At 37.8% G+C, this 24462-nt stretch carries 25 protein-coding genes and 1 riboswitch; of the genes, 23 read left to right on the forward strand and 2 right to left on the reverse strand.

What is annotated here, in order from left to right:
* The first annotated feature begins 208 nt into the window (after window positions 1-208).
* The 6 genes from spoIIAA to MKY49_RS06010 all read left to right on the forward strand — a co-directional run bounded on the left by spoIIAA (window position 209) and on the right by MKY49_RS06010 (window position 5380).
* The gene (spoIIAA, locus tag MKY49_RS05985) at window positions 209-562 is read left to right on the forward strand and encodes an anti-sigma F factor antagonist (RefSeq protein ID WP_004232181.1); all 354 of its coding nucleotides are present in this window, start codon (window positions 209-211) and stop codon (window positions 560-562) included.
* Window positions 555-995 (forward strand): anti-sigma F factor, encoded by a 441-nt coding sequence (gene spoIIAB, locus MKY49_RS05990; protein ID WP_155590400.1) that lies wholly within the window; start codon window positions 555-557, stop codon window positions 993-995. The genes spoIIAA and spoIIAB overlap by 8 nt, the downstream gene beginning before the upstream one ends.
* 58 nt (window positions 996-1053) lie before the next feature.
* Window positions 1054-1797, forward strand: a complete 744-nt coding sequence (gene sigF / locus MKY49_RS05995; protein WP_445480759.1) for an RNA polymerase sporulation sigma factor SigF — start codon at window positions 1054-1056, stop codon at window positions 1795-1797.
* A 15-nt stretch (window positions 1798-1812) separates the two neighbouring features.
* Entirely contained in the window at window positions 1813-3267 is a 1455-nt protein-coding gene (locus MKY49_RS06000; RefSeq protein ID WP_274796181.1) for a spore germination protein, read from the forward strand.
* Window positions 3268-3489: 222 nt separating this feature from the next.
* Complete coding sequence (gene lysA / locus MKY49_RS06005; protein ID WP_274796182.1) at window positions 3490-4809, forward strand: diaminopimelate decarboxylase; 1320 nt, start codon at window positions 3490-3492, stop codon at window positions 4807-4809.
* A 199-nt stretch (window positions 4810-5008) separates the two neighbouring features.
* Complete coding sequence (locus tag MKY49_RS06010) at window positions 5009-5380, forward strand: GNAT family N-acetyltransferase (RefSeq protein WP_274796183.1); 372 nt, start codon at window positions 5009-5011, stop codon at window positions 5378-5380.
* Here MKY49_RS06010 and MKY49_RS06015 read toward each other — a convergent pair.
* Window positions 5377-5883, reverse strand: coding sequence for a DUF309 domain-containing protein (locus tag MKY49_RS06015; protein WP_274796184.1), 507 nt, complete (start codon window positions 5881-5883; stop codon window positions 5377-5379). The two genes, MKY49_RS06010 and MKY49_RS06015, sit on opposite strands and share 4 nt — an antisense overlap.
* A 55-nt stretch (window positions 5884-5938) precedes the next feature.
* Here MKY49_RS06015 and MKY49_RS06020 point away from each other — a divergent pair, with 55 nt between their 5' ends.
* The 16 genes from MKY49_RS06020 to MKY49_RS06095 all read left to right on the forward strand — a co-directional run bounded on the left by MKY49_RS06020 (window position 5939) and on the right by MKY49_RS06095 (window position 22932).
* Entirely contained in the window at window positions 5939-6718 is a 780-nt protein-coding gene (locus MKY49_RS06020; RefSeq protein ID WP_274796185.1) for a segregation/condensation protein A, read from the forward strand.
* Window positions 6690-7283: an SMC-Scp complex subunit ScpB gene (gene scpB / locus MKY49_RS06025; protein WP_341385793.1), complete on the forward strand. Its 594-nt coding sequence runs from the start codon at window positions 6690-6692 to the stop codon at window positions 7281-7283. Before MKY49_RS06020 ends, scpB begins: the two co-directional genes overlap by 29 nt.
* A gap of 78 nt (window positions 7284-7361) precedes the next feature.
* Window positions 7362-8432 carry a D-alanyl-D-alanine carboxypeptidase family protein gene (locus tag MKY49_RS06030; RefSeq protein WP_341385794.1) on the forward strand — a complete coding sequence of 357 codons (1071 nt, stop codon included), beginning with the start codon at window positions 7362-7364 and terminating at the stop codon, window positions 8430-8432.
* 106 nt (window positions 8433-8538) lie between these two features.
* Window positions 8539-9126: a hypothetical protein gene (locus tag MKY49_RS06035; protein WP_274796188.1), complete on the forward strand. Its 588-nt coding sequence runs from the start codon at window positions 8539-8541 to the stop codon at window positions 9124-9126.
* Window positions 9127-9451: 325 nt separating this feature from the next.
* On the forward strand, window positions 9452-10183 hold the full coding sequence (locus tag MKY49_RS06040) for a pseudouridine synthase (protein ID WP_274796189.1): 732 nt from the start codon (window positions 9452-9454) through the stop codon (window positions 10181-10183).
* Window positions 10184-10519: 336 nt separating this feature from the next.
* A complete protein-coding gene (gene resA, locus MKY49_RS06045; protein WP_274796190.1) occupies window positions 10520-11053 on the forward strand; it encodes a thiol-disulfide oxidoreductase ResA in 534 nt (177 codons plus the stop codon).
* Window positions 11054-11066: 13 nt separating this feature from the next.
* Window positions 11067-12743, forward strand: a complete 1677-nt coding sequence (gene resB / locus MKY49_RS06050) for a cytochrome c biogenesis protein ResB (protein ID WP_274796191.1) — start codon at window positions 11067-11069, stop codon at window positions 12741-12743.
* Window positions 12740-13921 carry a c-type cytochrome biogenesis protein CcsB gene (gene ccsB, locus MKY49_RS06055; RefSeq protein ID WP_274796192.1) on the forward strand — a complete coding sequence of 394 codons (1182 nt, stop codon included), beginning with the start codon at window positions 12740-12742 and terminating at the stop codon, window positions 13919-13921. The genes resB and ccsB overlap by 4 nt, the downstream gene beginning before the upstream one ends.
* A 115-nt stretch (window positions 13922-14036) precedes the next feature.
* Window positions 14037-14753: a response regulator transcription factor gene (locus MKY49_RS06060; protein WP_274796193.1), complete on the forward strand. Its 717-nt coding sequence runs from the start codon at window positions 14037-14039 to the stop codon at window positions 14751-14753.
* Window positions 14746-16521 (forward strand): ATP-binding protein, encoded by a 1776-nt coding sequence (locus tag MKY49_RS06065; RefSeq protein ID WP_274796195.1) that lies wholly within the window; start codon window positions 14746-14748, stop codon window positions 16519-16521. The genes MKY49_RS06060 and MKY49_RS06065 overlap by 8 nt, the downstream gene beginning before the upstream one ends.
* A 78-nt stretch (window positions 16522-16599) precedes the next feature.
* Window positions 16600-17133, forward strand: a complete 534-nt coding sequence (gene sigX / locus MKY49_RS06070; RefSeq protein WP_396631733.1) for an RNA polymerase sigma factor SigX — start codon at window positions 16600-16602, stop codon at window positions 17131-17133.
* Window positions 17130-18416, forward strand: a complete 1287-nt coding sequence (locus MKY49_RS06075) for an RNA polymerase subunit sigma (RefSeq protein ID WP_274796196.1) — start codon at window positions 17130-17132, stop codon at window positions 18414-18416. Before sigX ends, MKY49_RS06075 begins: the two co-directional genes overlap by 4 nt.
* Before the next feature lie 154 nt (window positions 18417-18570).
* Window positions 18571-18758: riboswitch (FMN riboswitch) on the forward strand.
* A 214-nt stretch (window positions 18759-18972) separates the two neighbouring features.
* On the forward strand, window positions 18973-19560 hold the full coding sequence (locus tag MKY49_RS06080) for an ECF transporter S component (RefSeq protein WP_274796197.1): 588 nt from the start codon (window positions 18973-18975) through the stop codon (window positions 19558-19560).
* Between the two features lie 225 nt (window positions 19561-19785).
* Window positions 19786-21132, forward strand: a complete 1347-nt coding sequence (locus tag MKY49_RS06085) for a sodium-dependent transporter (RefSeq protein ID WP_341385795.1) — start codon at window positions 19786-19788, stop codon at window positions 21130-21132.
* Between the two features lie 190 nt (window positions 21133-21322).
* Window positions 21323-22657, forward strand: coding sequence for a type I glutamate--ammonia ligase (glnA, locus tag MKY49_RS06090; RefSeq protein ID WP_341385796.1), 1335 nt, complete (start codon window positions 21323-21325; stop codon window positions 22655-22657).
* A gap of 89 nt (window positions 22658-22746) precedes the next feature.
* Window positions 22747-22932 (forward strand): sporulation protein Cse60, encoded by a 186-nt coding sequence (locus tag MKY49_RS06095; RefSeq protein ID WP_274796200.1) that lies wholly within the window; start codon window positions 22747-22749, stop codon window positions 22930-22932.
* A gap of 65 nt (window positions 22933-22997) precedes the next feature.
* On the opposite strand, the gene MKY49_RS06100 is transcribed toward MKY49_RS06095, so the two are convergent.
* The gene (locus MKY49_RS06100) at window positions 22998-23381 is read right to left on the reverse strand and encodes an NUDIX hydrolase (protein ID WP_274796201.1); all 384 of its coding nucleotides are present in this window, start codon (window positions 23379-23381) and stop codon (window positions 22998-23000) included.
* A 203-nt stretch (window positions 23382-23584) separates the two neighbouring features.
* On the opposite strand from MKY49_RS06100, the gene MKY49_RS06105 reads away from it, so the two are divergent.
* Window positions 23585-24448, forward strand: coding sequence for an AraC family transcriptional regulator (locus MKY49_RS06105; RefSeq protein ID WP_341385797.1), 864 nt, complete (start codon window positions 23585-23587; stop codon window positions 24446-24448).
* Window positions 24449-24462: the final 14 nt, after the last annotated feature.

Genomic DNA, 24462 nt, shown 5'->3' on the forward strand with positions numbered 1-24462 from the left:
TAGAAGACAGACAAATTAAAGAATAGAACAATTGAAGTTTAAGAATGAGTTGCGTTTAAAAAATGTAGATTTATCCCATACTGCACTTAACCTAAAAAGCTATAAGTATGTCGATTAGACACTATTTCGGAAGACTTTGCACTAGTTCTGTCAGCCGCAAGGATTCACCGTATTGAATGTGGAATTGCACGAGAAGGAGGCGATGTTCATGCATTATCAATTAGAAATGGTCACAAGAGAGACAGTCGTTATACGTTTGTTTGGGGAGCTCGATCATCATGCAGTAGAACAAATTCGAGCAAAAATTTCTGCAGCAATTTTTCAAGGCACTGTGACGACCATCATTTGGAACTTAGAAGGCCTATCTTTTATGGATAGTTCAGGAGTTGGATTAGTGCTTGGTCGTATGCGAGAGTTAGAAGCAGTTGCTGGGCGAACTATTTTATTGAATCCATCGCCAACGATGCGAAAAGTATTTCAATTTTCAGGTTTAGGGCCGTGGATGATGGATGCAACAGAGGAACAAGCGATTGATCGCGTAAGGGGGATTGTAAATGGATAACGAAATGACATTAACTTTTTTAGCACTTAGTGAAAATGAAGCCTTGGCACGTGTGGCTGTTACAGGCTTTATTGCACAATTAGACCCAACAATTGATGAGTTATCAGAATTTAAAACAGTTGTCTCAGAAGCGGTTTCCAATGCCATTATTCATGGCTATGAAGAAAATGGTAAGGGTGTTGTTACAGTTCATGCAAAACGTGAGGATGATATTGTAACAGTATCTGTCATGGATAAAGGGGTAGGAATTGAAGACGTTAGTCGAGCAATGGAGCCGTTATTTACAACGAAAAGTGCAATGGAACGCTCAGGTATGGGCTTTACTATTATGGATAGTTTTTCGGATCAGCTAACAGTTATGTCTAAATGGCAAGAAGGAACAACTGTAACGTTTACGAAGAAATTTTATACAGTTCGCACAGCGGTAATGTGAGGTTGAGACAGTGAAGCCGTTAGAACAGTCGTCCGATAAGCTATTGTCTCAGGAGGAAATGCGTGATCTAATTGCACGTGCACAGCAGGGCGATCATGAGGCTCGTAAACGAATGGTAGAAGGTAATACGAGGCTTGTGTGGTCCATCGTTCAACGTTTTACAACAAGGGGTGTTGAACTCGAGGATTTATTTCAGATTGGCTGCATAGGGCTCATGAAATCTGTGGATAAATTTGATTTAACCTATGATGTGAAGTTTTCAACCTATGCAGTACCAATGATCATCGGAGAAATTCAACGCTTTTTAAGGGATGATGGCATGGTGAAGGTGAGTCGCTCGATTCGTGAGCTGAACTTTAAAATCCGTCATGCTACAGAAGAATTTATTAAAAAGAATGAACATCCACCGACTATTCAAGAGCTTGCTCAGGTGCTTGGTGTTACAGCTGAAGAAATTGTCACAGCTTCTGATGCGCTAAGAGATCCAGCATCTCTCCACGAGCAATTGTATGAAAGCGAAGGGGATTCCATTACATTGATGGATCAAATGAAAGATGAAAAATCAGAACAACCATTTGACTATATTCCATTGAAAGAAGTACTCACGAGACTTGAGCCAAGGGAGCAGTCTATTATTTATTTACGCTATTTTTCAGATTGCACGCAAACTGAAATTGCGAATAGACTTGGAATATCTCAGGTACAAGTATCCCGTTTAGAGAAAAAAATCCTCGCCCAGCTGAAAAGTTGGATGGCGACAAGTGCAACAGTGGAGCAAGAAGTAATGAAAAAAGACATCTAAGAAAATGGTGACAGCATGACAAATAAATTATTTAACAGCTTAGAAGAAGCCGAAGATTTTCTTATAGAACATTTTGGTGACGGCGAATCATTTGACGTTTGTGTCAAACACTTATTTGTCAAAGATTTGCCGGTCCTTTGTGCCTATATTAGCGGACTTGTGGACGGGGAAGCTTTAACACAATTACTCTCTAGCATGCTCCCAGATGAGGACTCGGACATTGAAATTGATGTTGAGGATGAGAAAGAATATTTTGAGTCCTATTTTAATTTCCATGGACGTTCAGAGGAAACAGAGCGTAAAGCCTATTTACTATCCATTTTAAGTGGACAAGTAACCTTTATTACTAAAGGGGGCTATTGCTTTGTTGCCGAGTTGAGAAACTACCCGGGTCGTTCACCAGAGGAGCCTGACAATGAAAAGGTTATCCGAGGTTCGAGGGATGGTTTTACGGAAGGAATAATGCAGAATACGGCTTTAATTCGTAGACGAATTCGCAATAGTAATTTACGTTTCGAGCTACATAAAATATCAAAAATCGGCCAAACTGACGTCGCGATTGCATTTATGAAGGATGTTGCCAATGAAGATATGCTCGAAGGATTACGACAGCGTCTTGGACAAATTAATCATGATGGCCTGACGATGGCCGATAAATCGCTAGAAGAATGGCTTTTTAAGCAGAAGTTTCATCCAGTTCCATTTGTACGTTATACGGAAAGGCCGGATATTGCAGCAGCTCATCTACTTGAAGGACATATAGCCATAGTGGTAGATACCTCTCCATCGGTTATTCTTGTGCCTGTTACGATGTTTCATTTATTACAGCACGCAGAAGAGTATAGACAGGCGCCAACTGTTGGAACTTTTGTACGTCTAATGCGGTATTTTGGCTCTGTAATGGGTTTACTTTTACTACCATTGTGGTATGTATTTGCAACGAATGAATCGTTACTTCCTGATGCCCTATCCTTTTTAGGTATTGAGGAAAAATCACATGTACCCTTATTGCTGCAAATTCTGATTGCCGATATAGGTATTGAGTTTCTAAGGATGGCCGCCATTCATACTCCCTCACCATTATCTACTGCGATGGGATTGGTTGCGGGAGTGATTATTGGTCAAATTGCCATTGATGTAGGATTGTTTTCTTCAGAGGTTGTGCTCTATACAGCTGTTGCTGCTATTCTTATTTTCATTATCCCGTCGTATGAGCTCAGTATCTCAATCAAAATTTTTAGGTTGATGTTATTGATTATGACAGGTATATGGGGTGTCAATGGATTATTTATTGGATTATTTTTATTGTTTACGTATTTATGTTCATTGCGACCAATGCAGGCACCTTATTTATGGCCGCTAGTTCCATTCTTTCCAAAGGCAATGCTACGTGTCATTATTCGCTTCCCAATGACTGCGGATGCATTAAGACCTTATGTAGTCGCTTCCAAACAGCGAAAAAGATCATAGGAGCCGTTGCACTCGTTTTTTTCATGTGATAAAGTTCACATATAGTATTTTGTGATTTTTGCAAAAATTATTTTCATTCAAGAAAAAGTAAGTATTATACATTTACATTTTCTTGCTTAGTGGAAATAATTATTTGATGGTGTACGTTTATTTGAAGGTACAATTTCGCTATCAATGCGTAAAAATAACAAGATGGAACGATGTGAAAAGGGAGAGATGCACATGCATTTATATGGAACACAAGCGGTATCTGAAGATGGTCATTTAACAATTGGACAGGTAGACACACTAGACTTAGCAAAAGAGTATGGTACACCACTTTTCGTGTATGATACTGCACTTATTCGTAAGCGTGCACGTAGCTTTATCGATACGTTTAAAAAATTGGGCGTAAAAGCAGAAGTAGCATATGCTTCAAAAGCATTTGCATGTGTAGCGGTGTATCAATTAGCAGCAGAAGAAAATTTATCATTGGATGTGGTATCAGGGGGAGAATTATTTACAGCTTTAAAGGCAGGATTCCCAGCTGAGCGCATTCATTTCCATGGCAATAATAAAAGCATTGCTGAATTAGAGCTAGCTTTTGACTCCAAAATTGGATGTATTGTTGTAGATAATTTCTATGAAATACAGCTTTTAAAAGAAATTTCGGAGCGCCGTCAGCAAAAAATGCGTATTTTATTACGTGTTACACCAGGGGTTGAAGCACATACGCATGATTTCATTACGACAGGTCAAGCAGATTCAAAATTTGGCTTTGACTTAAACAATGGCCAAGCGGATGAAGCATTCCAACAAACATTTAATCATGAATTCCTAGAGCTATTAGGCTTACATTGCCATATCGGCTCACAAATTTTTGACACTGCTGGCTTTGGCTTAGCTGGAGAAAAGTTGATTGACAAAATTTCTGATTGGAACAAGGCTCACGATTTTACGTGTACTGTGTTAAACTTAGGTGGGGGCTTTGGTATTCGTTATACTGAAGAAGATGCACCGCTTGAACCACAAGTATATGTAGAGGATATGATTACAGTTGTAAAAAATAAAGCAACTGTACTTGGACTGAAAATGCCAGAAATTTGGATTGAACCAGGTCGATCGCTTGTAGGTGATGCAGGAACATCTCTTTATACAATCGGTTCACAAAAAACAGTGCCAGATGTGCGAAAATATATTGCTGTTGATGGTGGAATGAGTGATAATATCCGCCCGGCATTATATGATGCTAAGTATGAGGCTGTCATTGCAAGTAAAGCAAATGCGCCAAAAAATGAACTTTATACAGTTGCTGGTAAATTATGTGAATCTGGCGATAAATTAATTATTGATGCTAAACTCCAAGATGCAGCTTCAGGTGATATCTTAGCTATTTTCTGTACTGGTGCCTATGGTTATTCAATGGCTAGTAACTATAACCGTGTACCTAGACCGGCTGTTGTGTTTGTAGAGAATGGACAGCATCAACTAGCTATTCGCCGTGAAAGTTATGAAGATATTGTGCAAAACGATCTCCCGCTAACTTTAAAAAAGGGTGAGTAAATTTGAGGAAAAATAAATGGGTATTGCTAGCGTCGATTTCAACTTTTATTTTGTTGTGGGGCGTTGTCTATTGGGTGTTGGCATCTAAAGGTATTCTCGGACCTGGTTCGTAAGACAGAAATTGGCTTGCGGTAAAAGTACAAATCGTGTAGGATAGTCAAAGATTATGTACAGCTAGAAAAAGAGGGAATAGACAAATATGTTAATTCGATATAAAAAAGCTTTAGAGAAAATAGCAATGGGGCTACTTTCATTTATGCCTAACGAAAAAGACGTAAAAAAGCTTACAGAGACCATCCACTCCTATGAAAATGATGATCATTGGGTTTTATATTTATGGAAAAAGAATGATGAATATGTTGGTATTGTAGGGCTTGTAATCGATGAGGATAACACGGCTACAATCCAGCATGTATCAGTTGTTCCCTCCTATAGGGGCGAGGGTGTAGCAACGGAAATGCTTCAGGAAGTAGCGGAACTTGGCCAATATGAAAGTGTACGCGCTACGGATGAAACACGAAGCTTCGTTCAAAAATGTATCCATTGTATCGATGAAAAAGCAGACGATTAACAACGTCTGCTTTTTCTTTGTTTGCTTTCTTGTCGCTCTGCAAGAATATGTGAGCGATCTCGTAGCATATGTTTATGAAGAAGATAGGTTGAGCTACTAGAAGGCAAAAGCTGTATACGTGTTATGGTTAACTCCAGTAAACTTGCTGAAAGAGGGAGTTGAAAAGCTTGAAAGGACTTGCCTGCTTTAATGGCAGATAAGGTTGTTGTTACTTGTGTTAGGAGTTGATGATAATCAATTTCCTGGAAAAAAATATGACCTTCATTTTTTTTGAAATTATGAAGTGCCTTTTCTAAAATTCGGACAGCGCCAGTATTGTTACCACGTCGCCAATGATAGAAACCTGTTGCAAGCTGCACATAGCCGACTAAAGGATGCAATTTATCACCTGGTGCAATTTTCTTCCAATATTCCTCAAGCACTTCATGGCATTCAAAAAAATCCTGATTGCCATTAAAATATGCACAGTAATCTATAAATAAAGTATGATGCTGTGGATGCATTTTGGACTCCTTTCCTCTATACTAAAAGAACATAGAATCACAGGGTGGTAAAATAATGTCTTATGAAGTAAAACTAGATGCCTTTTCGGGGCCTCTTGATCTATTATTGCATTTAATTCACAGATTGGAAATTGATATCTATGATATCCCAATGGCTGAAATTACACAACAATATATCGACCATATACATGCTATGCAAGTACTGGAGTTAAATGAAGCGAGTGAATATTTAGTGATGGCAGCAACATTGCTGGCTATTAAAAGTCGTATGCTTTTGCCTATTCATGAAGGAGAAATGGAAGACGCAGAATTAGAAGTGGATGGACCTGACCCGCGTGAAGAACTGGTGCAACGACTAATCGAATATAAAAAATACAAAGAAGCTGCCAGCAATTTGCAAGAACTTGAAACTGACCGATCGCAGGTATTTACTAGGCCACCTGCTGATTTAACAGGTTTAGCCTCAGATGAACAAATGGCTTTGTTTGATTTAAATGTCAATATTTATGACATGCTTGGCGCATTCCAAAAATTAATGCGCCGAAAAAAATTGAAGAAACCTTTAAAAACAACAATTGCTAGACAGGAACGATCAGTAAAAGATCAAATGCGTTCAGTTGTTGATTCTTTACGATCAACAGGTGGACGTGCATCATTTTTCGAGCTTTTTCCCTATGAAGATAAGCCGACACTTATTCTGACGTTTGTATCCCTTCTTGAATTGATGAAACGACAGGTCGTCATCGTAGAGCAAAATGGTAACTTTGAAGATTTAACTGTTACCTTACAGAAGGAGGAATGGGAAGATGACGAAAACATTGATGTTACAGAGTAGAATTGAAGCCTTATTATTCGTTGTTGGAGATGATGGCTTAACGATTAAACAATTATCACAACTTTTAGGGGAACAGGAAGAGCTCATTGTTCAGGCGATGAGTGCCTTGAGAGAAGCTTATGACGAGGATTTAACTAGAGGAATCACTGTAAAAGAAATTGCGGGCGTTTATCAGTTAATTACAAAAGCAGAGTTTGCTGATACGATTCAAAGATTAGTAGAGAACCCAACGGCCCAATCTTTATCCCAAGCCTCCCTCGAAGTATTAGCGATAGTAGCTTATAAACAACCAATTACCCGTGTGGCAATAGAGGATTTACGTGGTGTGAAGTGTGAACGACCAATCCAAACATTAGTTTCACGAGGATTAATTAAAGAGGTAGGGCGCTCTGAGGGAACTGGACGTGCCATTTTATACGGGACAACTAAAGAATTTTTACATTATTTTGGTTTGAATAGTATTGATGAAATGCCACCTCTACCTGATGAAGACCTTATGGAAACTGAACAAGAAACAGATTTATTTATGACTAAATTTCAAGAGACGTTTAGTGGTTCAAAGTAATTTGTTAGGTATAATGCCTAGCCTTCGACAAAAATATAAATCTATATTTTCCTATCATATTGAATAAGGAGTGGCTAGTTGCTTCGGTTATTTCGTTTTACACTGTTTATGATTATTTTGCTAATGGTAATGCTCCCACAAACCAGCTATGCAAGAGGTGGAAGTGGCTATGCTGTCTTAGATGGAGAAACAGGACGTGTTTTAATAGGATCTAACAGCGATGCGCGATTACCTATTGCTAGCTTAACGAAAATTTGGACGGCGCTGGTGGCAATCGAAAATAGTGATCTCCAAGATGAAGTTGTTATTTCACCGAAAGCTGCTATGTCTGAAGGCAGTTCCATTTATTTGCAGGCTGGCGAAACGGTGACAGTAGAAACGTTATTATATGGTTTAATGTTACGTTCAGGTAATGATGCTGCCACAGCTTTAGCAGAGCATGTGGGGGGGTCTGTGGAGGGCTTTGTTAAATTAATGAATGAAAGAGCTGTAATTGCGGGTCTTTCTAATACAGTTTTTATGAATCCATCTGGCCTTCATCATGAAGAACATTTATCGTCTGCAAGGGATACTGCAGAGATGTTAAGAATTGCCCTGCAAAATAAAACCTTTGAGAAAATTGCTTCCACTGTTCTTTATCGGGCGGATACGGTAAACGGAATGCTGTGGGAAAATAAACATCGTTTATTAAGAGAAGGCTCAGGGATGGCTGCAGACATAGATGATGAAACGGAGCAGCCTGTCAGTTCTTTAAAATCAGCCACAGGTACGGCCTTTGCTGGTAAAACAGGCTTTACAAAAGTTGCTGGGCGTACACTTGCGACCGCCTTTCAAAAGGACGGGCAAACTTGTATTGTCGTAACATTAAATGAATCAGATGATTGGAATGTTCATCGAGGACTATCCAATAAAGTATGGCAAGATTATAGTCTTGAAACAGTAGTGAAAAAAGGGAAATACAACGTTAATAAGAAATTGGCGATTCGTTTAGAACAGCCTATACGCCTACAATTAAATAAAGAAGAAAAAGAGCAAGTACGGCAAGTTCTACATGTTTCAAGAAAACGTAAGGAAGCTGTCTTGTCAATCTTTATTGGGGAAGACCGTATTTATGCTACACCTGTAAAAGTTGAATCAGCGAATCGTTGAAAAACGAGACGCTGATTTTTTACATTAATTGATTAATTGAGGGTAAATTTGGTAAGATAATAATGAGGTTAATAGTCTTAATTTTCTAAAAAAGGGGGAGGAATATTTGAGGAGTGTTTCTGTTGAAACAAATAGTAGACAGATTCAATTAGGGATAATCATTGTATTGTTCTTATCAAGTTTAATTATCCCTGTCATTCTACTATTTCCGATTCAAGAGTGGTTTTATCGACCAAAAGAGGTTTATTATTTTGAACCGTACTTGCAAGCTTATATAATATTTATGGCCGCATTATTGTTCATGGCACTAGCACTATTAATAAATTATTTGATCATACCTGAAACTAAAAAAGGTAAAAGTATTCAACGTGGTATACTGATTACTTCCTTTTTAATTGCTTTAATCTTCATTGCCTTGAGCTTTAATCACTATAAAGTAATGGATTCAAATGGTATTCATATGAATCAATTTTTTAGTTTAAAAGAGGATTTTGTCGCCTGGGAAGAAATAGTGAAAGCTGAGCAAGTAAATGTAAAAAAAGATGGAGCGACAAAGCCTGAGCGACTGGTATTTACATTAAAAGATGGTTCCACAATTGAAGAACCTACATCGACTAAATTGATGCTAGCAAAAAACTTTATTTCCTTTGAGTTAAATCAACGTGGATTAACAATTGAAAATGTGTTTGAATAAAGCTGCCGTGTGGTAGCTTTTTTTGTTAGAAAAAAGGAAGTACAAATAGTTTATATAAACATTTTTTAGGAACGATTTGCTTTCTGGTAAAAAGAGCATACTACTATCTAGGACTGATAAAAAATTTTTTCCTTAATTTGGTGAATGAACAGAAGATAGATAATTACGAATACTCTAATAACAAATGTGAAATTTGTTTTTCTTTAATAATGCTTAAAAGTATGACATAATTTTCACAGATTGGCGGGAAAAATAACCCTATTCATGAGGTTGAAATCGAATGGTGACGAAAGTGTCAATGTGAAAGAAAACTAGAGGTGAAAAAATGGAAAGATTACAAAAAGTCATTGCCTATGCAGGAGTTGCCTCAAGGCGAAAGGCAGAGCAATTGATTTTAGAAGGTAAAGTAAAAGTAAACGGTGAAGTTGTTCGTGAGTTAGGAACAAAGGTATCTAATTCCGATACAATTGAAGTAGAAGGTGTGAAACTTGAAAAGGAAGATAAGGTTTATTTCTTACTATATAAACCACGTGGCACAATTTCAGCTGTAACAGATGATAAAGGACGCAAAACTGTCACAGATTTATTTCATCATATTCCGCAACGTATTTTCCCAGTTGGTCGTCTTGATTATGATACATCTGGATTATTGTTATTGACAAATGATGGGGAATTTTCCTATATGCTGACACATCCAAAGTTTAAAATTGATAAAACGTATATCGCTCGTGTCAAAGGTGTTCCAACAATTGAAGGGCTTAAAAAGCTTCAAAGAGGGATTAAATTAGAGGATGGTAAGACAGCACCAGCTAAGGTTAGTATGACCTCCTTTGATGAAAAAGCAGGCAAAGCGATTTGTGAAATTACGATTCATGAAGGTCGCAATCGCCAAGTGCGCCGTATGTTTGAAGCAATTGGTACTCCTGTTGTTAAATTAAAGCGTGAACGCTTTGCATTTTTAGATTTATATGGCCTTGCCCCAGGTGAATACCGTGAATTGACAAAGCATGAAGTAAAACAATTGCGTGTCTTAGCAGAAACAGGAAAGCTTGATTAAAAGAACTTCCATGAAGAAAGGTTAGATACCTCGAAAGGTATTAAAAATGTTTACACTTTCTTTGTGGTGAAATCGTTCATAAATCATTCATAATTAATAGCTAAGTGTTTTTGTATCATTTTGCTATAATAGGTGAGAATAGTACACCTAGTAACAGTTTGCATAAAAAGAACTGTAGCACATTTTAATCTGGTATTGTTGACGTCCATGTGAAAGAAGTTTTTACATACTCAAAGACGTAAATAAAATGAAAAAGTTCTATCTGGGTCTTTAAAATGTAAAAGCTTCACGTCTACAAAATTACGCTATGTCGTAATTGATAGGGGGTTTATTAACTTGGAGAAAAAGAAAAAGCGACTCGTACTGCGAACGGTCATTTTAGCCGTGCTGGCATTGGCAATTGGGTACACGGTTTATGGAACAGCAACAAAGGAAAAAGTAGAGTTAGTGGCAGTAGGGTCTGAAGCACCTGACTTCACGTTAGTAGATTTAAATGGTGAAAAACATAAATTGTCTGATTATAAAGGGCAAGGGGTATTTTTAAACTTCTGGGGAACTTGGTGTAAGCCTTGTGAGAAGGAAATGCCTGCGATGGATAATCAGTATCAAGTGTTTAAAGATCAAGGTGTACAAACATTAGCTGTTAATATTGCGCAAACAGACTTTGAAGTGCAGAATTTTGTCGATCGTTATAATTTATCATTCCCAGTAGTCATTGACAAAACGAAAAGTGTTATGACTGCATACAATGTAGGTCAATTACCTGCTACAGTGTTAATTGATCCAGAAGGCAAAGTAGCGAAAATTATCACAGGTGAAATGACGGAGGAAAATATCGCTTCGTTCATGGAATTAGTGAAGCCGAAATAAGGAGTAAATGACGATGGAAAATATCATTTGTGCTTGTGGTCATAGTAACCCATACGGCACGAAGCTCTGTGAGAAATGTGGTCGTCCTTTAACCGAAGAAGAAAAGCAAAATAAAGTAGTTGATATGCGATATGATGGCATGGCCATTCGTTCAAAAACATACAACAAATCTATCATCGATAAAATATGGAATTTCTTCTCGAGTGTTAAAGTTGGTATTACCTTAATTATTATCACATTGATTGCTGCTTCAATCGGAACATTACTACCACAAGAGTTTTACGTAAAAGCTTCTGATATGGAGAAAGGAGCTTATTACGCAGACGTATATGGTACATTCGGTAAAATTTATTACACGTTAGGCTTATCGGATTTATATAGCTCATGGTGGTTCCAAATTTTAGTTGGTATGCTGGCTGTGTCGATAATCGTAGCGAGTCTTGACCGAGGAATTCCACTTTATAAATCATTAAAAAATCAACGTGTGAAAAGACATGAAAGCTTTATGAAGCGTCAGCGCATTGTCGCGGAAGGGCAAGTGACTGGTAGTGCAGAGGAAACGCTTGATAAAGTAGCACAAAAAATGACTGAGATGAGATATTCTGTTCGTCGAGATGGTAGCGCTCTCTTAGCTGAAAAAGGACGCTTTTCTCGTTACGGCCCGTACATAAACCATGTCGGTCTCATTATTTTTTTAGGTGGAGTCATGCTACGTCTTGTCCCGGGCTTCTATGTCGATGAATCGATTTGGGTTCGTGAGGGAGAGACACGTGCTATTACTGGCATGGACGGTTATTTCATTGAAAACCGTGATTTCATTTTAGAGACTCATGATAATAAACCACAGGGAGAGCAAGTCAAACAGGGTGTGAATGTTGTTGCGAAAAATTTCCAAACAGATATTACACTATACAAACAGCCTGATGACGCACTACCAGGTGATACAGAAAATCTAGAAAAAGTAAAAGATTATTCGATTCGTGTAAACCATCCTTTAAAAGAAGATGGCTTCGCTCTTTACCAAATGGATTATCGTCTAAATGAATTAAAACAAATGAATTTTGAATTAATCAATAAGTCGACAGAAAAATCACTTGGTAAAGTAGAAATTGATTTAACTAATCCTAAAAAAGAATACGATTTAGGTAATGGTTCTTCAGTACAAATTCTTGTTTATACACCAGATTTTGATGGGTTTGAAAACGGAGAGCCACAAACAAAAACTTCAATTCCAAATAATCCAGCATTTTTATTTAAAATGACAACGCCAGAAACACCAGAAGGCGAAGTAAGTTTTGTTGAAATTATGCAACCTCCGTTAGAGCCGCTTGGTGAAAATAAGTACAGAATGAAGTTTGCAGCAGCAGAGATGCGTGATATGTCAGGTATTACGGTCCGTAAAGATAGTACAATTCCTATTTTATTTGTCGGGGGTGTCATCTTTATGATTGGTGTTGTGATAGGTTCTTACTGGAATCACAGACGTTTATGGCTTCAAGTAGAACCAGATGGCCGCGTGTTAATGGCTGCCCATGTCAATAAAAATATGTTCAGCATGAAAAAGGATTTAGATGCTGTAACAGCCTTTGCTACATTGCCTCCGTATATAGACCAGTTAGAGAAAAATGAGGCTAGCGAAGAGTCCACAAATGGTGGCAATAAAGAAAAGGAAGGTGACAACACCTTATGAGTTTGATTGACCTAAGTGGAAACCTATTATTTGTAGCATTTATTGCTTATTTAGTTGCAACATTATTATTTGGTGGCTCCATTAAGCAAGCGAATGCTACTGGTAAGAATACAGGAAAATGGGGTAAGCTTGCCATTGTTGTAACAATTATTGGTTTCCTTTCTCAGCTTGGCTATTTTATTACGCGTTGGATCTATACAGGTCATGCGCCAGTAAGTAATATGTTTGAATTTACAACGGCATTTGGTATGTTCATTGTAGGCGCGTTTATCTTAATTTATTTTATTTATCGTTTGACTGCACTTGGATTAGTTGCCTTACCTGTAGCACTTTTAATTATTGCCTATGCCGCGATGTTCCCAAAAGAAGTAAGTCCATTAGTACCTTCCTTACAAAGTCATTGGTTAACCATTCACGTTATAACGGCAGCATTAGGGCAATCTATTTTAGCCATTAGTGCTGTGGCAGGACTTATTTACTTATTAAAAGTAGTCGATTTAACAAAGCCTTCTAAACAACGTTTTTGGTTAGAAGCCGTGATGTACTGTCTTGTAGTAGTGGTTGGTTTTGTTGCGGTGACATCTACATTTAGTGCGATGGATTATGAGTCTAGCTATAATTATGTTGATAAAGAAGGAACAACGCGAAAAATTATTTATAATTTACCGCCAATTTTCGGTATGAATGAGTATGAAGCTGTTGAAGAACATGGCATGTCACCATTAGTAGAAATGCCAGCTTTAATTAATGCGAAAAAATTAACAACTGTTGTTTGGTCATTAATGGTAGGATCGGTTTTATATTTATTAATTCGATTAATCGCTCGTCGTCGAATTAGTGCCATTTTCCAACCACTCGTTAAACGTGTAAATTTACAATTACTTGATGAAATTGGTTATCGTTCAGTGCTAATTGGATTCCCTGTATTCTCCCTAGGTGCTTTAATCTTTGCGATGATTTGGGCACAAATTGCTTGGAGTCGTTTCTGGGGTTGGGATCCAAAAGAAGTTTGGGCTCTTATTACATGGTTATTCTATGCAGCATTCCTACATCTGCGACTATCTAAAGGCTGGGAAGGTCGAAAATCTGCTTGGTTAGCATTAATTGGATTCGGGATCATTTTATTCAACCTAATTGCTGTTAACTTAATTCTTGCAGGTTTACACTCCTATGCATAACCTGTGAAGCAACAAGCCTTTTCGCTGTAGCGAAGAGGCTTTCTTTTCTTTTCAATATGTGTCACACCATGTACAATAGAAGTTAGAGAAAGATTGGAAGAGAGGGATCGTGAAAGTGTCAGAAAATATTTCAGTATTAGTAGTAGATGACGAGGATCGTATTCGCCGCTTATTAAAAATGTATTTAGAGCGTGAAGGATACCTTGTTGACGAAGCAGAAAATGGTGAACAAGCGATCGAAAAATCTTTAGAAAAAGAGTATCACTGTATTTTACTTGATATTATGATGCCTGAAAAAGATGGGCTAGAAGTATGTGCGGAAATTAGAGAACGTGCAGCAACACCGATTATTTTATTAACTGCAAAAGGCGAAGAAGCGAATCGTGTACAAGGCTTTGAGCTTGGTGCAGATGATTATATTGTAAAACCGTTTAGTCCTCGTGAGGTCGTATTACGAGTGAAGGCTATTTTACGTCGTTCACAAGCGTTCTCACCAGCGACAAATGCATCCTCTTCAAAAGATTTAGTGGTATTCCAGCATTTAATGATCGATCATGATGCACACCGCGTGACAGCAGAGGGAATTGAGGTCAATTTAACACCTAAAGAGTACGAATTATTATACTTCTTAGCGAAATCGCCAGACAAAGTATTTGACCGTGAACAACTACTAAAAGAGGTTTGGCATTATGACTTCTTTGGTGATTTACGTACAGTTGACACACATGTGAAACGATTACGTGAAAAGCTCAACCGGGTTTCAGAAAACGCTGCTAAAATGATTGTGACGGTTTGGGGCGTTGGTTACAAATTTGAGGTTGTCAATGAATAGAATATGGAATAGTGTTGTCGGGAAGCTATGGGTAACCATATTGCTTCTCGTTTCATTTGTATTATTTGTTTTCACGGTATTGATGCTAGAATTTCTTCAAAACTACCACATGCAGCAAGCGGAAATTTCATTACGTCAAACGGCTGCAACAGTGGCAAGTATAGTGGACGACAATGAAACAGCAGAATCCACTTCAGAATTATTAAAAGATATATTACCTACAGGGACCAATGCATTGATTGCTATAAGTCATGTGGAAGTCTCTTTTGCAATGCAAGAAGGTGTAAATAAAAAAGAAATACAAGACACCATTTTAGCTAACAAATCTTTCCATGAAGTATTTCAATCTGATGAACCCATTATTAAAGAAATGATGATGCCTTCTTCTACTGTTCCAGAAAAGATGGAATCGTATGTTGTGCTTGGTTTCCCATTGAATGTTGAAAACGCAGTACATGGAGCTGTCTTCATCTACCAAAGCCCAGATGCGTTACATAAAACGTCTAAGGAAACAACGAAAATTGTCTTTTTAGCGGCCTTTATAGCATTTGTATTGACAACATTTTTTGCGTTTTTCCTTTCTTCACGTATTACTTCACCGCTTAGAAAAATGCGTGAGTTGGCCTTTGAAATTGCTAAAGGTAACTTTGAAGCAAAAATGCCAACGACCCAAAATGATGAAATTGGTCAGCTTGCGGTTGCTTTCAACCAAATGGGACGTCAATTAAAACATAATTTAGAGGTCATCAATCAGGAAAATGAACAGCTTTCAAATATTTTGACATCTATGACAGATGCTGTGATTACATTTAATCGTGACCGTACAATATTATTAAGTAATCCACCAGCCGAACGTCTTATGCAAAAATGGTTTGTCAACAAAGGCTCGCAAAGTGCTAAACCAATTCCACCTGAGCTTTATCATATGCTTGATCATGTGCTGATGTTTGAGGATAAGTTAGAAGAGGAAATTGAAATGGACGGCAATTATTATACATTTACTATTAGTCCTCTTTATAGTGGAGAAATGATACGTGGTGCTGTCGCTGTTATTCGTGATATGACTGAACAACATCGCTTAGAAAAACTAAGATCGGATTTTATTGCGAATGTTTCTCATGAGCTTCGAACACCGATTGCCATGTTGCAAGGATACTCGGAAGCGTTGATGGATGATGATTTTATTCAAGATCAGGAAGAGCGCAATGAAATTACTAAAATTATTTATGATGAATCGAAGCGAATGGGTCGCCTTGTAACAGATTTATTAGATTTGGCACGAATGGAATCAGGGCATATGACCCTCTATAAAGATGAATTACCAATTAATTCTACATTTGAACGTATTACTCAAAAATTTGCCCAAGTAGCAAAAGAAAAGCATGTTCGCTTGATCTTTGACAGTGAATTTAACGACGATGCCATGATTAATATGGATGAAGATCGCATTGAACAAGTGCTCACAAATTTAGTTGATAATGCATTAAGACATACTGATGAAGGGGCTGTCACTGTAAAGGTTGAACAGGAGCCAACCTTTGCTAAAATTTCTGTGCAAGATACAGGGCACGGCATTCCACAGGAGGACCTACCATATGTCTTCGAACGTTTTTATAAAGCAGATAAGGCACGTACTCGCTCTAAAGGAGGAACGGGTCTTGGTTTAGCCATTGCTCGAAATATTGTAAAGGCACATTCAGGTAATATCATGGTAGATAGTGTGCTGAAAGAAGGTACAACCTTCACGTTTTATTTACCGTTCGATTAATAACATGTATTGCTATTAATTGGCTGTAACTTCTATGAATGTAAGACGACAAATACTATAGAACGGGGGTGGAGTGCTTTGAATGACTCCGTGTTCCATCGACTATACGATGCATATCACCAGGACGTGTTCCAGTTTTTAATATATTTAGTAAAAAACCGTACACTCGCTGAAGATTTAGCGCATGAAGTTTATGTACGAGTGTTGCGCTCATATGATCAATTTGCAGGTAACAGCAGTGAGAAGACCTGGCTTTTTGCTATTGCTAAAAATGTAGCAATTGATCATTTCAGAAAGCAAGCTGTACGCCAAAAGCATTCACTTGATTTCTTTGACTGGGAAACGGAACAGCTCCATTCAACCACACCATCACCGGAAGATATGCTACAGGCCAGTGATGAATTTATGCAAGTCGAGTCAGCACTTGAAAACTGTACAGGTGACCAGAAAATGGTCATTATTATGCGCTATTTTCAGGATTTATCTATTGCAGAAACTGCGCAAATACTAGATTGGACAGAAGCTAAGGTAAAAACAACCCAGCATCGAGCCATTAAATTTTTAAGGCAACAGCTACAGCCGATTAAAGAACAGGAGGCGAAACGGCAATGACGCATAAGCCATTTGATGATGAGCAGCTTGAACATGTATTGAACAATGCCCCTAAGCTTTCTGACCACCGTTCAAAAGAAGACATATTAAATCGGTTAATGGCAGATGCTCGCTTGCAGGATAATATTCACCTTCAAGAAGCAATTCAACAACCAGTAGAGGATGAACAAACTCAGCAACAAAGTAATTCTCTGAAACAAGAAGAACGATCAACCGAATCTAAGTTTCGTAAAATACCATTTTTTATGAGTGTGGCAGCAGTTTTTGCGTTAACAATACTCGTAGGCTCAATGGTAATGAATAATCAAGCTGAACAGAAAGATCAAGCTAGTACGGCTGAAACAGCTACGTACTCTACTTTACAGGAAGATCGTGCTACAAAAGATGCATCTGCGAAGGATGAGGTGCTCCAATCCAATATTGTAACAGAGCATGAGCGTATTTTATCTTTACGGTCATCTGTCTATGAAGAAGATGTCAAAGATGCTGTTGTCTTTCGTATTGGTTTAGCTGGACGAGACGCAGAAAGTGTTCCTATGACATATGTAATTCCAAATGAGCGTGTTGCAACTGATTTTGGAACTGAAAAACCTTCTACTTTACAGATGTATGAAAAATACGCTCCTCAAATAGATGAGGAAGCTAAAGGGTTTACAGACTATCATCCTTATAAAGGTGAGTTAAAGGAGAAGGAAGATAAGCTTGTTCATGTTTTACCTAAGGACAATGATTATGATGTTGCTTCAGCTACCGTCAATGAATACAAAGGAACTTTGGAAGATACATTCTCAGATTCTGAATATACAGAAGTAGAGATTCAAAATGAAGATGGTACGCCTTATGAGTTTTCCCAAGATGGTGAGCCAAGTCAAGCTATGTCATTAACAGGTGCCAAACATTATAATTATTATTTATACAAGGATCCAAATGGAGCAGAATATTTATCTCCAGATTTCCGTCAAACCTTTGCTAATGTGACAGAGGCACTCACACAGATGAAAAATAAAAATGATGATGTTTATGTGCCAGTTGTTCCTGAAAACGTGACATACACAGTAAAAGAGGAAGCGGATGGTGTAGTCATTACATTTGATATCCCTCTTGATTTAACATCCTTGGAGCCAATTCGAGCTACACAATTAATCGAAGCCATGATGCTAACTGCTGCTAGCTTTGATCAACAGTTACGCTTAGATAATGTTGTTCAGGAAAGCTGGGAAGGATTCGATTTAAAAAATTATTTGCCAAAGCCTGTAGGACCAAATAAACAATATATGCCGTAGTCAAAGAGATAAAAGAAATAGGGTATTCCTACAACGTAGGAATGCCCTATTTTCTTTTTGCAATACATACAAATCTAATCGGAATTTTTTGAGCAGAACTATTTACTTTTTCTTAATAATTCATTATAGTAAGGCTGTAGAACAAAATAATATGATTCATCTTCGGGGCAGGGTGAAAATCCCGACCGGCGGTAATAGAGTTGTAAATCGTTAATGAATTTTCATTAACTCGAGAGATTTATGCTAAACTCTTCAGCCCGCGACCTGTGCAAATTTTTTTGCATGGCTGACTTGGTGCAATTCCAAGGCCGACAGTTAAAGTCTGGATGGGAGAAGATGGAGGTACGATCGTCATTCATTGTTATGAAATAAACTGTGACTGAGCGCTTTTTCCTATGGCTTTAAACGCTGCTCAAAAATAGTTTATATTGACGCCTATTCGTCATGCCTTTCTCCCTTGTGCTTTAGATGCATAAGGGTTTTTTCATGCTAACAATTGAAAGATCGTCACCTTTCTTCTTGCGAGATTGAATCAGCAAAGAGGAGAGAGTTTTCTATGAAGAAAAATGTTAAACTTCAATCGTTTATTACGATTGGTATGCTGAGCAGTATTTCGTTTTTATTAATGCTTTTTAATTTCCCTATTCCGCCTTTCCCAGCATTTTTGGAAGTGGACTTTAGTGATATGCCTGCCTTACTAGCAGCCATCACAATGGGACCGGTAGCTGGTATTTTAGTAGAATTATTTAAAAATGTGTTGGATTGGATTTTCTCAGGTACTCCAACTGGGGTGCCAGTAGGTCATATTGCCAACTTTGCAACAGGTATTTTATTTATTTTGCCAGTAAGCTTTATTTTTAATCGTTTTAAATCGATTGCGGGCCTTATTGGAGGTTTAGCGACAGGGACAATAGTGATGGCAGTGGGAATGAGCGTTTTAAACTATGCTTTATTTTTACCAATGTACACATATTTCCTAGGAATGGAACCAGTTGTAGGAGACTCACTTTATAAAATGATTGTCGCTGGGATTTTACCATTCAACATTGTGAAGGGTATTTTATTAACAGCTATTATGGCTTTATTATTTTCAACGATGCGCAAGTGGATCGACCGCCAGCGCTCAATGTATATAACGAAATAATTGAAGATGAACCTCGGGTGGATGAACTGCTCGAGGTTTTTTGTGGTTTAAACTGGATGGGAGGTAGCTTTGCTAAAGTGAGAGAGATAAAAATCGGAGCGTAAAAATAGAAAAAAGTAATAGAAAATGCTAGCAATCTAGTTCTTTATGATTATTACCTAGTCGAAAGGCATATTTTCATGTAAAATAGAGTTGAGTTTAGAATGTTTGAGGAGTTTTGAAGAGATGAGTGGAAAAAAAGGACAATGGTCAAGTAAATTAGGTTTTATTTTAGCGTCAGCTGGTGCTGCAATTGGTTTAGGAGCGATATGGAAGCTACCGTATGTCACAGGGCAGAGTGGCGGTGGGGCATTTTTCCTAATTTTTGTGCTCTTTACATTGTTAATTGGTTTGCCCATGCTATTATCCGAATATGTCTTAGGTCGTGGTACGCAATCAGAGGCGATAACTGCGTATAAAAAAATCGCTCCGTCAAAACCAGGGTGGGCATGGATAGGCCGAATGGGTGTGCTTGGTTGTTTTTTATTATTAACTTTTTATAGTGTTGTTGGTGGTTGGATTTTCATTTACAGCGGCCTAGGTGTAGCTGGCGCTGTGATAGATCCAGCAATTGATTCAGCTGAATTATTTGGGAAAATTATAGGGACCCCTTGGATTACGCTAGTGGGCTTAGCTTTGTTTACATTAACAAATGTACTAATTATTTCATTAGGTGTACAAAATGGTATTGAGAAAGCTAATAAATGGATGATGCCATTACTCTTTATCATGTTCATTGTTCTTGTTATGCGAGCTGTTACATTAGATGGTGCGATGGAGGGAGTAAAATTCTTCTTATGGCCAGATTTCTCTAATATTACTGGGAAGGCACTATTAGAAGCACTAGGGCAATCATTCTTTGGACTAGCAGTAGGATTCTCTTGTCTTGTTACATATAGTTCCTATCTAAAAAAAGATGTTAGTCTTCCAAACTCAGCGGGCTCTGTTGTGCTACTAACTGTACTAGTATCTTTTTTGGCAGGACTAGCGATCTTCCCTGTTGTATTTGCCTTTGATTTAGAGCCGGCAGCGGGACCAGGTTTACTATTTATGGTGCTACCGACTGCTTTTAGTCAAATGCCATTCGGGGAAGTATTTTTAGCCATGTTTTTATTGTTATTTTTATTTGCTACATTAACATCATCATTCAGTTTATATGAAATTATCGTAGCAGCCATGATGGAAAATAGTCAGAGATCTCGTCCGATGTGGACACTTTTATTAGGTGTAGTCGTTTTCATTGCTGCCATTCCAGCGGCACTTTCCTCTAGTATTTTATCGGATGTAACTATTTTCGAGAAAAGTATTTTTGATGCAACCGACTTTTTAGTGTCCAACTTAATGTTGCCATTGGGGAATTTGTTTATTGCGATCTTTATTGCCTATGTAGTGGATAAGGAAATTGTGAAGAGAGAACTGCTAATGGGTAGTAAAATGGGGCAGGGCTATTATTCAACATATCGTATGTTAATGTTAGTCGTTGTACCGATTGTTATTCTCGTTGTATTTATTAATATGTTATTGCAATATTAAAATAAAGATAAGGTGTATCCATTGAAAAGTGGGTGCACCTTTTTTATGTATCGAAAATCAAGATCAATATATTCTAAAAAAACAATGTTATAAAAACTAACATAAGTATTGCGTCGTTTTCATTTTTAATGTATTTTAAGTACAGTTATAAAAAGTTGTGTAAACTAAAATTACATTGGAGTGGTGAAGAATGAAACATTATACAAAAGAAGATATTATTCGTCGGGTAAAGGAAGAAAATGTGAAATTTATTCGCCTACAATTTACTGATATATTAGGAACAATTAAAAATGTCGAAGTTCCAGTGAGTCAATTAGAAAAGGCTTTAGATAATAAAGTCATGTTTGATGGTTCGTCGATTGAAGGGTTTGTCCGTATAGAGGAATCTGATATGTATTTAAAGCCTGACTATAATACATTCGTAATTTTCCCTTGGACTGCCGAGAAAGGAAAGGTTGCTCGCTTCATTTGCGATATTGCGAGACCAGATGGCACACCGTTTGAGGGAGATCCTCGCTCCAATTTAAAACGTGTATTAAAAGAAATGGAGGAGCTTGGGTTTTCATCCTTTAATCTTGGTCCAGAGCCAGAATTTTTCTTGTTCAAGCTTGATGATAAAGGGCATCCAACACTAGAGTTAAATGATAGTGGCGGATATTTTGATTTAGCACCTACTGATTTAGGAGAGAATTGTCGTCGTGATATCGTCCTAGAGTTAGAGGGGATGGGCTTTGAAATTGAGGCTTCTCATCATGAAGTAGCACCTGGTCAGCATGAAATTGACTTTAAGTATGCCAGTGCCATTGAAGCATGTGATCATATTCAAACGTTTAAATTAGTCGTAAAAACCATTGCTGCACAGCATGGATTACACGCTACGTTTATGCCAAAGCCACTATTTGGGGTCAATGGGTCAGGAATGCATTTTAATCTATCGCTTTTTGAAGGGGATAAAAATGCATTTTATGATGAACATGCGGACTTACAATTAAGTGCAACAGCACGCAGCTTTATGGCGGGGGTAATGAAGCATGTGCATGGCTTTACGGCAATTACGAATCCGCTAGTCAACTCTTATAAAAGATTAGTACCCGGCTATGAGGCGCCATGTTATGTAGCATGGTCTGCTCAAAACCGTTCACCACTCATTCGTATCCCTGCAGCTCGAGGATTGTCTACTCGAATCGAACTACGTTCAGTTGACCCAGCTGCAAATCCTTATTTAGCAATGGCTGTTATTCTTGCATCTGGACTGGACGGTATACGGAAAGATTTAACACCACCTGCTGCAGTGGATCGTAATATTTATAAAATGACAGAGGGGGAGCGTGAGTTAAATGGTATTGATAGCTTACCATCCTCATTGGAATATGCGCTTATTGAATTAGAAATGGATACCGTTGTTCGAGAGGCTCTTGGCGATCATATTTACGATAAATTTACCGCTGCTAAAGAAATTGAGTGGAATAAATATCGTACTCGCGTCCATAACTGGGAGCGTGAGGAGTATTTAACGATGTACTAAAAAGTGTAGGAGTCTTTTTTCTCCTACGCTTTTTTATGTGTGACATGGACATCTTTTTGCTCTATCATTAGAGTAAAGGAGAGTGGACCATGGCACAAACGACTCAAGTTGTAACAATTCAAAATCATGATATTGTGCAATTTGAACATGATATTAATCGAGCTTTAGCAGATTTACGAGGCTTTATCATACTTGATATCAAATACAATACGCTCTATATTGGTGAGCAGACAGTCATCCATTCGGCATTAATTATTTATGAATATAACGATTAGACACCAAAACAGATTAGAATCTGTACGAGTATATCGTTTGGTCATGTCGATGAGACGTGACTTTTTTATTTAAATAAGGATAAGAGAAATACCCGATCTTCTGGAAAGGTTAGAGGTAAAATAGCTACTTCCTCTTTAGTTTTCCATGCGATGTCATAAATTAATCCATCGGGATCTTGAATCATCATTTGTCCACCTGTTATGATGGCTTGAAAATAGCGAACTTCCACTACTTCATTGTGCTTATAATAAATTTCCTTCATAATATCGGCTGTATAGCCTGTTTCCTCATAGACTTCCCTTTTACAGCAAGCCTTAAAATCTTCCGTCGCCTCTTTCCCACCTGATGGGACAGTCCACGTTTTCTCTTCATCAACAGTTCCTTGTAAAACCATTAATAACTGATTCTCTTCGTTCAAACAAATAGCTGCAGCACCTAGCCATTTCATCGTAGAGGCCCCCTATACTTTCTTTTATACTATTTTTATAATGAATACTATTGTAAATAAATATAAGGAGAAACGAACTATAAAAGACTTAAATATGAAAAGCTATTCAAAAAATACTTCCCATTTCACCTGTCCAAAGTTAGCATAAAAAGACAGGTTATACAGCAATATCTATTTTAAGATGGTATCAAGGAGTGAGAGCAATGAGTTGGATTGAGTCGATTCAAAAGGCCATTAATTTTATGGAAGAACATTTATTAGAGGACATCACGATTGAACAGATTGCACAGGAGGTTAATTCATCTGTCTTTCATTTTCAACGAACGTTTGCAATATTGACGGATATGTCCATTGCGGATTATTTGAGACGAAGAAGATTAACATTAGCTGCACAAGAATTAATGGACACAGACCGGAAAATAATCGATCTCGCCTACAAATATGGCTATGAAACTCCTGAAGCTTTTACAAAAGCGTTTCGTAAGCAGCATTATGTAACGCCAAGTGAAGCTAGAAAGAAACAAGGACCATTACAATCATACAATCGCCTGGTCATCCAGGTAAGCTTGAAGGGAGCAGAACCAATGAAGTATAAAATTGTAGAAAAAGACAAGTTTCAAATTGTTGGTGTGAAAAGAACGTATAACTGTCAAAATGGAGAGAACTTAAGAGAAATTCCTTTATTTTGGCAAGAAGTGAATCAGAGTGGCCTTGATCATCAGCTATATCAATTAAATAACGGCAGTATCGATGGCGTATTAGGTGTATGTGTACCAAATATAAAGCAAGGACAAAAGGGATTCATTGATTACTGGATTGCTACTGATCATGTAGGGGATGTTGATGAGGGGCTATTAGCAATGGAAGTCCCTGCATCTAAATGGGTTGTCTTTGAGGTCCATGGACCAATGCCAGATGCGATGCAAAATACATGGAAACAAATTTATTCTGAGTGGTTTCCGTCGAATCCGTACGAGCCAGCAGGGACAGCAGAACTTGAGGTTTACCCGGAGGAAGATCCCTACAGCCCAGATTCATACTCAGAAATTTGGATTCCAATAAAGTAATCGTCAAGCCAAGA

Source organism: Lysinibacillus sp. FSL M8-0134, from assembly GCF_038069745.1.
In the GTDB taxonomy this organism is placed as follows: domain Bacteria; phylum Bacillota; class Bacilli; order Bacillales_A; family Planococcaceae; genus Lysinibacillus; species Lysinibacillus irui.

Excerpts from the sequence above, each read along its gene's own strand:
- spoIIAA (WP_004232181.1), top strand. The coding sequence starts at position 209 with ATGCATTATCAATTAGAAATGGTCACAAGAGAGACAGTCGTTATACGT.
- spoIIAB (WP_155590400.1), top strand. The coding sequence starts at position 555 with ATGGATAACGAAATGACATTAACTTTTTTAGCACTTAGTGAAAATGAA.
- sigF (WP_445480759.1), top strand. The coding sequence starts at position 1,054 with ATGCGTGATCTAATTGCACGTGCACAGCAGGGCGATCATGAGGCTCGT.
- MKY49_RS06000 (WP_274796181.1), top strand. The coding sequence starts at position 1,813 with ATGACAAATAAATTATTTAACAGCTTAGAAGAAGCCGAAGATTTTCTT.
- lysA (WP_274796182.1), top strand. The coding sequence starts at position 3,490 with ATGCATTTATATGGAACACAAGCGGTATCTGAAGATGGTCATTTAACA.
- MKY49_RS06010 (WP_274796183.1), top strand. The coding sequence starts at position 5,009 with ATGTTAATTCGATATAAAAAAGCTTTAGAGAAAATAGCAATGGGGCTA.
- MKY49_RS06015 (WP_274796184.1), bottom strand. The coding sequence starts at position 5,883 with ATGCATCCACAGCATCATACTTTATTTATAGATTACTGTGCATATTTT.
- MKY49_RS06020 (WP_274796185.1), top strand. The coding sequence starts at position 5,939 with ATGTCTTATGAAGTAAAACTAGATGCCTTTTCGGGGCCTCTTGATCTA.
- scpB (WP_341385793.1), top strand. The coding sequence starts at position 6,690 with ATGACGAAAACATTGATGTTACAGAGTAGAATTGAAGCCTTATTATTC.
- MKY49_RS06040 (WP_274796189.1), top strand. The coding sequence starts at position 9,452 with ATGGAAAGATTACAAAAAGTCATTGCCTATGCAGGAGTTGCCTCAAGG.
- resB (WP_274796191.1), top strand. The coding sequence starts at position 11,067 with ATGGAAAATATCATTTGTGCTTGTGGTCATAGTAACCCATACGGCACG.
- ccsB (WP_274796192.1), top strand. The coding sequence starts at position 12,740 with ATGAGTTTGATTGACCTAAGTGGAAACCTATTATTTGTAGCATTTATT.
- MKY49_RS06065 (WP_274796195.1), top strand. The coding sequence starts at position 14,746 with ATGAATAGAATATGGAATAGTGTTGTCGGGAAGCTATGGGTAACCATA.
- MKY49_RS06075 (WP_274796196.1), top strand. The coding sequence starts at position 17,130 with ATGACGCATAAGCCATTTGATGATGAGCAGCTTGAACATGTATTGAAC.
- MKY49_RS06080 (WP_274796197.1), top strand. The coding sequence starts at position 18,973 with ATGAAGAAAAATGTTAAACTTCAATCGTTTATTACGATTGGTATGCTG.
- MKY49_RS06085 (WP_341385795.1), top strand. The coding sequence starts at position 19,786 with ATGAGTGGAAAAAAAGGACAATGGTCAAGTAAATTAGGTTTTATTTTA.
- glnA (WP_341385796.1), top strand. The coding sequence starts at position 21,323 with ATGAAACATTATACAAAAGAAGATATTATTCGTCGGGTAAAGGAAGAA.
- MKY49_RS06095 (WP_274796200.1), top strand. The coding sequence starts at position 22,747 with ATGGCACAAACGACTCAAGTTGTAACAATTCAAAATCATGATATTGTG.
- MKY49_RS06100 (WP_274796201.1), bottom strand. The coding sequence starts at position 23,381 with ATGAAATGGCTAGGTGCTGCAGCTATTTGTTTGAACGAAGAGAATCAG.
- MKY49_RS06105 (WP_341385797.1), top strand. The coding sequence starts at position 23,585 with ATGAGTTGGATTGAGTCGATTCAAAAGGCCATTAATTTTATGGAAGAA.